We start from the raw sequence: 2,186 nt of genomic DNA on the forward strand, positions 1-2,186 counted from the left end.
CACCACCCCGGCGCGAGCCGCCGGCAATCCGGAAGTCAAATGGCGCCTGACCTCGGGCTTCCCCAAGTCGCTCGACACGATCTATGGCGCCGCCGAGGTCTTCTCGAAATATGTCTCGGACGCGACCGAGGGCAAGTTCCAGATCCAGGTCTTTTCCGCGGGCGAAATCGTCGGCACCTTCCAGGCGGCCGACGCCGTGGAACAGGGCACGGTCGAGATGTCCCATACCGCCGGCTATTACTATGTCGGCAAGGATCCCTGTTTCGCCGCCGGCGCCGCCCTGCCCTTCTGCCTGAATTCGCGCCAGCAGAATGCCTGGCTTTATCATGGCGGCGGCAACGAGCTCTACAATGCCTTCCTCGCCAAGCACAAGATCTACAGCCTGCCCGGCGGCAATACCGGCACCCAGATGGGCGGCTGGTTCCGCAAGGAAATCAAGACCGTCGAGGACCTCAAGGGTCTGAAGATGCGCATCGCCGGTCTGGCCGGCCAGACCATGGCCAAGCTCGGCGTCGTGCCGCAGCAGGTGCCGGGCGGCGAAATCTACCCGTCACTGGAACGCGGCACGATCGATGCCGCCGAATGGGTCGGTCCCTATGACGACGAGAAGCTGGGCTTCTACAAGGTCGCGCCCTTCTACTATTACCCCGGCTGGTGGGAAGGCGGCCTGACGCTGCATTTCTTCATCAACACCGACAAATGGGCCGAGCTGCCGGACAACTACAAGGCGATCGTGACCGCCGCCGCCGCGGCCGCCAATGTCGACATGCTGGCCAAATACGACGCCAAGAACCCCAAGGCGATCCAGAGCCTGGTGTCCGCCGGCACCCAGTTGCGGCCCTTCTCGAACGAAATCATGCAGGCGGCCTATGGCGCGGCCCATGAACTCTATGGCGAGATTTCCGCGACCAACGCCGATTTCAAGACGCTGATCAAATCGATCATCGCCTTCCGCGACCAGGAATACCTGTGGTTCCAGGTCGCCGAATATTCCTACGACAACTTCATGATCCGTGGCCGCAAGAAGTAACGCAGCCCGACACAAGGCGGGGGACTGGCGACGTCAGTCCCCCAAGCCCTGCCCGGCGGCCAGCCGGTTGCGCAACTCCCCGAGGAAACTGCCCCCCGCCCCCGTATTGGCCATGGTCTGCGCCAGGTTGCGGGTGACGATCGCCGAAGGATCGGCGCTGCCGGTCAGCATGGCGAAGGCATCGGCATATTTCGACTGCGTCATGGCCGGCCCCCACAGCGTGGCCAGCTGCTTCAGTCCCGTGGCATCGGCCGCCAGGGTGCGGGCGACCGCGAGGCGCAGCACCAGCGATTCGTCATCCGCGCCCGGGGCGCCATGATCGGGCGGCTTCCGCCCGTCGAGCAGGCGGCCGAGATAGAGCGCGGCCCCGGACCAGTCCCGCGCCTGCCAAGTGATTTCGGCGCCGAGCCGCGCGGCATCGATGCTGGTGTCCGCCGCCAGCAGGTTGCGGGCATCCGCCGGCCGGCCGAGATCCGCGAGGGCCCGCGCCCGCAGCAGGCGGCGCAGCCGTGCCGTCGTCTCGGGCAATACCGGCTGTTCCGTCGTATCGAGCACCTGCAAGGCCTTGGCGGGATCGTGGTCCAGCAGATGCAGCAACGCGAGCCGCGCGGCGACGCGCGAGCGCGGAATGCCCTGCAGGCGATTCTCGACCTGATGGGTCAGCAGGGTCTTGGCCTGATCGAGCAGATCGACCTGCACCAGGCGGTCCGACAGCTTGCGGATCATGTCGTCGCCATCGGGGCCGAGGGGCGTCAGGTCGCGGAAATCGAAATAGAGCGCGACCGCCTGCACCGGCGGCAGCGCATCGGCAGCCCCGCCGAGGAACAGGCGGCGGAAGGCGGCCTTCTCCGTCTCCCTCAGGGCATCGACGCCCGGGTCCCCGGGGAACAGCTTCTCGGCGAGCCGCAGGGTCTGCAACCCGTCGCGCCACTGCCCTTCCGCCAGCTGCAGATCGGCGAGACGGCGCAACACCGCGAGTTCCTTCTCGTCGCCGCGCCAGGCGTAACGCAGGCGGTCCAGCCTTGCGATCGCCTCGGGGCGCGACAGGCTGCCATCGGCGAGGCCGAGTTCGATCATGCCCATCTCGGCGTCGACCCGCGCCACCCGCTCCCCGGTCGCGAGCGCGGCCTCGAAGGCGGCCCGCGCGGCGATGGCG

1 protein-coding gene and 1 pseudogene are annotated in these 2,186 nt (G+C 67.2%); one reads left to right on the forward strand and one right to left on the reverse strand.

Going from position 1 to position 2,186, the window contains the following annotated elements:
- Positions 1–1,030 (forward strand): TRAP transporter substrate-binding protein (locus WAZ62_RS15540; protein WP_422644445.1); only part of this gene is annotated, 1,030 nt, incomplete at its 5' end.
- Between the two features lie 33 nt (positions 1,031–1,063).
- Here the strand turns inward: WAZ62_RS15540 and WAZ62_RS15545 are convergent.
- Positions 1,064–2,186 (reverse strand): annotated as a pseudogene (locus WAZ62_RS15545) (hypothetical protein); the annotation flags it as partial.

It is taken from the genome of Zavarzinia sp., assembly GCF_049306435.1.
Taxonomy (GTDB): domain Bacteria; phylum Pseudomonadota; class Alphaproteobacteria; order Zavarziniales; family Zavarziniaceae; genus Zavarzinia.